The organism is Streptomyces sp. (assembly GCF_036524955.1).
Taxonomy (GTDB): Bacteria; Actinomycetota; Actinomycetes; order Streptomycetales; family Streptomycetaceae; genus Actinacidiphila.
The window spans coordinates 1-6,695 of record NZ_DATDBG010000135.1; the positions used below are offsets into that span (position 1 = coordinate 1).

The 6,695-nt window shown below is 70.2% G+C and carries 5 protein-coding genes and 2 pseudogenes; 6 read left to right on the forward strand and 1 reads right to left on the reverse strand.

Features of this window, described 5'->3' with window-relative positions; genetic code table 11:
• From clpB to VIW71_RS11085, 6 genes and pseudogenes are all read left to right on the forward strand, one after another.
• Positions 1-2,492: ATP-dependent chaperone ClpB (gene clpB, locus VIW71_RS11060; protein WP_331621922.1), on the forward strand; the 2,492-nt coding region annotated here is incomplete at its 5' end.
• A complete protein-coding gene (gene trxA / locus VIW71_RS11065) occupies positions 2,489-2,947 on the forward strand; it encodes a thioredoxin (protein WP_331621923.1) in 459 nt (152 codons plus the stop codon). The genes clpB and trxA, both read left to right, overlap by 4 nt.
• 6 nt (positions 2,948-2,953) lie before the next feature.
• Positions 2,954-3,214 (forward strand): UBP-type zinc finger domain-containing protein, encoded by a 261-nt coding sequence (locus VIW71_RS11070; protein WP_075033266.1) that lies wholly within the window; start codon positions 2,954-2,956, stop codon positions 3,212-3,214.
• A complete protein-coding gene (locus VIW71_RS11075; RefSeq protein WP_331621924.1) occupies positions 3,214-4,995 on the forward strand; it encodes an FAD-dependent oxidoreductase in 1,782 nt (593 codons plus the stop codon). Before VIW71_RS11070 ends, VIW71_RS11075 begins: the two co-directional genes overlap by 1 nt.
• Before the next feature lie 99 nt (positions 4,996-5,094).
• Positions 5,095-5,229: pseudogene (locus tag VIW71_RS11080) on the forward strand (DUF6083 domain-containing protein); the annotation flags it as partial.
• Between the two features lie 537 nt (positions 5,230-5,766).
• Positions 5,767-5,974: pseudogene (locus VIW71_RS11085) on the forward strand (CTP synthase); the annotation flags it as partial.
• A gap of 317 nt (positions 5,975-6,291) precedes the next feature.
• Here the strand turns inward: VIW71_RS11085 and VIW71_RS11090 are convergent.
• Positions 6,292-6,695 (reverse strand): phosphotransferase family protein (locus tag VIW71_RS11090; RefSeq protein ID WP_331621925.1); only part of this gene is annotated, 404 nt, incomplete at its 5' end.

Consider the following 6,695-nt stretch of genomic DNA (forward strand, 5'->3'; position numbering starts at 1 on the left):
TGCAGCAGGCGGGGACCGAGCCCAACGAGTTGCGGGCGGCCGTACGTGAGGAGCTCTCCCGCCGGCCCAAGGTGACCGGCCCGGGCGCGGCGCCGGGCCAGGTCTTCGTCACCCAGCGCCTGGCCCGGCTGCTGGACGCGGCAGAGCGGGAGGCCAAACGCCTCAAGGACGAGTACGTGTCCGTGGAACACCTGCTGCTGGCCCTGGCCGAGGAGGGCTCGGCGACCGCCGCCGGGCGCCTACTGAAGGAGCACGGCGTGACCCGGGAGTCCTTCCTCGGCGCGCTCACCCAGGTCCGCGGCAACCAGCGCGTGACCTCCGCCAACCCCGAGGTGGCGTACGAGGCTCTGGAGAAATACGGCCGTGACCTGGTCGCCGAGGCCAGGGCCGGGCGGCTCGACCCCGTCATCGGCCGGGATGCCGAGATCCGCCGCGTCACCCAGATCCTCAGCCGCAAGTCCAAGAACAATCCTGTCCTGATCGGCGACCCCGGCGTCGGCAAGACTGCCATCGTCGAGGGCCTCGCCCAGCGCATCGTCCGCGGCGACGTGCCCGAAGGACTTCGCGACAAGATCGTGTTCGCCCTCGACATGGGTTCCCTGGTCGCCGGTGCCAAGTACCGCGGTGAGTTCGAGGAGCGCCTCAAGGCCGTGCTCAGCGAGGTCAAGGCCGCCCAGGGACGCATCCTGCTCTTCGTCGACGAGCTGCACACCGTCGTCGGCGCGGGCGCCGCCGAGGGGGCCATGGACGCGGGCAACATGCTCAAGCCGATGCTCGCCCGCGGCGAACTCCACATGATCGGGGCCACCACCCTCGACGAGTACCGCAAGCACATCGAGAAGGACGCCGCCCTCGAACGCCGCTTCCACCAGGTCCTGGTCGACGAGCCGAGCGTGGAGGACACCATCTCCATCCTGCGTGGACTGCGCGAACGCCTGGAGGTCTTCCACGGCGTGAAGATCCAGGACACCGCGCTGGTCTCCGCGGCTACCCTCAGCCACCGCTACATCACCGATCGGTTCCTGCCCGACAAGGCCATCGACCTCGTCGACGAGGCGTGCGCCCGGCTGCGTACCGAGATCGACTCGATGCCCGCCGAACTCGACGAGATCACCCGCCGCGTCACCCGCCTGGAGATCGAGGAGGCGGCCCTCTCCAAGGAGAGCGACCCTGCCAGCAAAGCCCGCCTGGAGGAGCTGCGCAGGGAACTGGCCGACCTGCGCGGCGAGGCCGACGCCAAACACGCCCAGTGGGAGGCCGAGCGGCAGGCGATCCGCCGCGTGCAGGAACTGCGACAGGAACTGGAGCAGGTCCGCCACGAGGCGGAGGAGGCCGAACGCACCTACGACCTCAACCGCGCCGCCGAACTCCGCTACGGCCGCCTCCAGGAGCTGGAGCGCCGACTCGCCGCAGAGGAGGAGCAACTGGCCGCCAAACAGGGGCAGAACCGGCTGCTGCGCGAGGTCGTCACCGAGGAGGAGATCGCCGAGATCGTCGCCGCCTGGACCGGCATCCCCGTCGCCCGCCTCCAGGAGGGCGAACGCGAGAAACTGCTGCGCCTCGACGAGATCCTGCGCGAGCGCGTCATCGGCCAGGACGAGGCCGTCAAGCTCGTCGCCGACGCCATCATCCGCGCCCGCTCCGGCATCCGCGACCCTCGCCGCCCCATCGGCTCGTTCATCTTCCTCGGCCCCACCGGCGTCGGGAAGACCGAGCTGGCCAAGACCCTCGCCCGGGCCCTGTTCGACTCCGAGGAGAACATGGTCCGCCTCGACATGAGCGAGTACCAGGAGCGGCACACCGTCAGCCGGCTCATGGGCGCACCGCCCGGATACGTCGGCTACGAGGAAGGCGGCCAGCTCACCGAGGCCGTACGCCGCAAGCCGTACTCCGTTGTGCTGTTCGACGAGATCGAGAAGGCGCACACCGACGTCTTCAACACCCTGCTGCAGATCCTCGACGACGGCCGCATCACCGATGCCCAGGGCCACACCGTCGACTTCCGCAACACCGTGATCATCATGACGTCCAACATCGGCTCCGAGCACCTTCTCGACGGCGCCACCGCCGAGGGTGAGATCAAGCCGGACGCCCGCGCCCTGGTGATGGGCGAGCTGCGCGGGCACTTCCGCCCGGAGTTCCTCAACCGCGTCGACGACATCGTGCTGTTCAAGCCGCTCGGTGAGCGCCAGATCGAGCGGATCGTGGAGCTGCAGTTCGACGAACTGCGCCGCCGCCTCGCCGAACGCCGCATCACCATCGAACTCACCAACGCTGCACGTGAGTTGATCGCCCACCAGGGCTACGACCCGGTCTACGGGACCCGGCCGCTGCGGCGTTACATCTCCCACGAGGTCGAGACGCTGGTCGGGCGGTCCCTGCTGCGCGGCGACGTCCAGGACGGCGCGAAGGTCCGCGTCGACGCCGAGCACGGAGAGCTGGTGGTCACCTACGACCAACCCGGGGACGTGAAGGGAGCGAGGGCGGCATGAGTACCGTGCAAGCCACCAACGTCGCCTGCCCGCACTGCGGACGCACCAACCGGGTGCCCGCGGCCGCCGAGGGCCGCCCCAGGTGCGGCAACTGCAAGCAGCCTCTGCCGTGGATCGCCGACGCGGGCGACGACGACTTCACCGAGGTCGTCGAGCAGGCCACCGTGCCCGTCGTCGTCGACCTGTGGGCCACCTGGTGCGGCCCCTGCCGCATGGTGAGCCCCGCGCTGGAGGAGGTCGCCGCCGATCTCGCGGGAAAGATCAAGCTGGTCAAGGTCGACATCGACAAGAACCCGCGTCTGGCGCGGCGGTTCGAGGTCCAGGCGGTACCGACGCTGCTGGTCCTCGACAAAGGACAGACCATCGCCCGGCAGTCGGGTGCCGCACCAGCCCCTGCTCTGCGGCGGTGGGTGGAGCAGTCGATCGCGGGCCGCGAACCTGCCGGGAAAGGGTGATCAGCCATGACTGTACGGACCGACCCCCACCTCGCCCTCGTACGCCCCGTCACCCCGCGCGCCCCAGGGTGCGAGGAATGCCTGGCCACGCGTTCCCCCTGGGTCCACCTCAGGCTCTGCCTGACCTGCGGGCACGTCGGCTGCTGCGATTCCTCGCCGAACCGGCACGCCCGCCGTCACGCCGCCGCCGACGGCCATCCGATCGTGGCGTCGCTGGAGCCCGGCGAGGACTGGCGGTGGTGCTTCGTCCATGAGGCTTTCGTGTGATGCCCGGCGACGAGACGCGGCCGGGCGCGGCGCCGGTGCCGGACGAGGCGGAGGAGAGCGTTCCCTTCGAGACCCCCGACATCTACGGCGCCTATCCCCGCCTGTCGGAGGATCAGATGGCCCGCTTGGCGCGGCATGGTCGACGGCGCGCGGTTGACGCCGGTGGCGTGCTGATCCGGGAGGGGGAGCGGTGCGAGACGTTCTACGTTCTCCTCAGTGGCTCGGTCGCCATCGTCGAGGGCTACGGCACGCCCGGCGAACGCCTGCTGCGTGTGCACGGCCCTGGCCGCTTCATCGGCGAACTCGGCCTCCTGAACGGACAGGTGGCCTTCTACACCGCCGTGGTCAGGGACCCCGGCGAGATCCTCGCCTTGTCCATGGATCAGCTGCGTGACCTGGTGACCCGGGACTCCACCCTTGGTGATGTGGTGCTGCGCGCCTGCCTGGGCCGCCGCGCTCTGCTCGTCGGGCAGGGCGCCGGTTTCCGCATCATCGGCTCGCGCTACTCGCCCGACACCCGGCGCCTGCGCGAGTTCGCCGCCCGCAACCGGCTGCCGCACCGCTGGATCGATCTGGAGACGGACGAGGAGGCCGAGGCGCTGCTGCGCCGCTTCGCGGTCGGTCCGGAGCAGACGCCGCTGGTGATCTGGCGGGACACGACCCTGCTGCGCAATCCGAGCAACGCCGAACTGGCCCGGTTCATCGGTCTGCCGCCCCTGGAATGGGGCAACGGCCGCGGCGATCTCCTCATCGTCGGCTCCGGTCCGGCAGGTCTCGCCGCCGCGGTGAACGCCGCCTCGGAGGGCCTCGGCACGACCGTGGTCGAGGCGCTGGCCACCGGCGGCCAGGCCGGGACGTCCTCCCGCATCGACAACTGCTTCGGCTTCCCCTCCGGCATCTCCGGCGCCGAACTCACCGAGCGCGCTGTGCTCCAGGCGGACAAGTTCGGCGCCCGGATCAGCGTCCCTGCGGAGGCGGCCCGGCTCGAACGGCGGGACGGCCACTACGCCGTCGGGTTCGCCGACGGCAGCGAGATCACCGCCCGTACCGTCGTCCTGGCCACCGGCGCCCGCTACCGCCGCCTCCATGTGCCCGGCATCGAACTGTTGGAGGGCTCGAGCGTCCACTACTCGGCGACCGTCTACGAGGCCCAGCAGTGCCGTACCGACCCGGTGGCGGTGGTCGGCGGCGGCAACTCCGCGGGCCAGGCCGTGCTCTTCCTGGCCGGGTACGCACCGCAGGTGTATCTGCTCGTCCGTGGGCCGAGCCTCGAGGCGCACATGTCCCGCTACCTGATCGATCAGATCGAGCGCCACCCGCGGGTGCGCGTCCTGCTGCACACCGAGGTGACCGAGGCACTCGGTGACAAGGCGCTGGAGGCGGTCACCGTGGTCGACCACCGTACGGGCGAGCACCGCCACCTCGAGGTGCGGGCCCTTTTCGTCTTCACCGGCGCAGATCCTCACACCGATTGGCTGTCCGGCGCGCTTGCCCTCGACGCGCGCGGTTACGTGCTCACCGGCGCGGAGGCGCAGGCGTGCTCCGTTCCCGAGCTGTGGCAGAGCCAGGGCCGCGACTGCCTGACGTTGGAGACCAGCATGCCTGGTGTCTTCGCCGCCGGTGACGTCCGCAGCGGCTCGGTGAAGCGTGTGGCCTCCGCGGTCGGCGAAGGCGCGATGAGCATCCACTTCGTGCACCGCTACCTGGGCCACACGGCCGCGCCCGGCGGCACCGACAGCTCCCCGCACACCCGTCCGAAGGAGTCCGCTTGGCTCGCATGACACCCAGCGGGCGACGAGATCACGAGAAGGAGGCGATGGGAATGACCACGCCCGTCCGGCGCCACCGCGGAGCGCCGGGTGCGGCTGCATCCGCACGAGATGCCCGCCAACCGGGTGCCGGAGTCCTGCCGCTGGCACGTCAGCTCTGGTGTCGCTCATCCCTCGGGCGACGGGAGTAGCTGGTGCCGCCTGCCGCACGCCGTGCTGTGTCCCGCGTGTCCGGCGCCGCCGGACGCGCGGCAGCTCTCGGGGCTGCGTCGGTCTCTTGCGCTGCGCACGCGCAGACTGCTGGATGCCGGGGTCTTCGCCCCCTCGGCGGCCCCGCCGCCGAACAGCCCGCGACCGGGTGAGGAGGTCTGCCGCCCGGCCAGGCCCGTGGTGCAGCTGCTGTACCTGCGCTACCTGGCGTCCTGCCCCATCGAGGAGATCCAGTGCGTCACCCAGACCCGGCGCCGCGTGCGCTGCAGTGCCAAGGTGATCGGCCCTGGTGCTCTGCGTGGCGTGTGGAGTCTGGTGCCCGTGAGCGTACGGCGCGGTCAACTGGCGTTGCCGTCGGACGTCATGGCCGTCTACAGCCTGTCCGCGCTGCCCTACCAGGAACAGTTGCGCTGGCGCAGCCAGCGGTGTCTGCAGCATGACGCCACCCCTACGGCCGGTGATCTCGCCGTGGCCGACTGGGAGCCCTTCGACCCGCTCCGCCACCACGACCACATCCACACCCGCCTGCCCGCACACCGGCGCCGTCCCGGCCACGGCAGAGATCAAGCCGCGATCCGGCCGATGGCGGCCGGCGTCGCGGACGTGCTGATCGCCGAGGTGGGCGGGCGCGTGGCCGACATTGAGTCGCGGCCGTCTCTGGCGTCGTCCGGCAGGTACGGCACGAGGTCTGCCGGGGCGACGTGGTCGTCGTGCACCTCTCGCCGCTGCCGTACATCGGCCCGCCCGGCGAGCTGAAGACCGAGAGCCCACCCAGCACGCGCCGGTACGAGGTCAACAACGCCTACCGTGCCGAACCGGAGAAGGAGACCGTGATCGTCTCCTCCGGGACCTCGCCCGAACAACGAGCTTGTCGAGTACGTCGAGTACCGCGGGACGCCACGCCTGTCCCGGCGCGCGAACTGCTCGGCCCCCGGCCCTGGCTCAGCCGGGCCGGCTTCTTCGCAAGGGCCCTACCCACTTCGGTTCGCGCAGCCGCCTGGCATTCGTCCGGCGAGGGGGCTCGGTTGCGTCAGGCGCCCCGATCGCTTGCACACGTACTTCCGCCAAATGACATGCTTCCGCCTGGAGCGGAGTACATCAGCCCGCGGAAGACCATGCCCACGGTCGCGGCCCACGAAGACCACGCACGCAGGCAATGCGGTACTGTGCTTGTTCAAGCGCAGACGGGTCCTGGTCGGCGGCTTGCAGAGCGAATGTCACTAGCCGCAATTCACGGATGCTGCGCATGGTCGGATAACCGGCCCACACCCGCACGTCCGATCCATACGCGAGGCAGAACCTGTTGTAGTCCTCCGGCGTAAGCGCTCCGAACGTATCGATGGCCACAGCCGTGGACGTTGAGTCCCATTCCGGCTGCCCAAGAGAGCTACGTTCAAAGTCGAGGAGAAAACTTCGTCCGTCACTGGTGACGGCGCAATTGCCGCGCCAGGCGTCCCCGTGGATCATGCAGGTCGAACGGTCAGCGGGGATCCTCTCCCAGT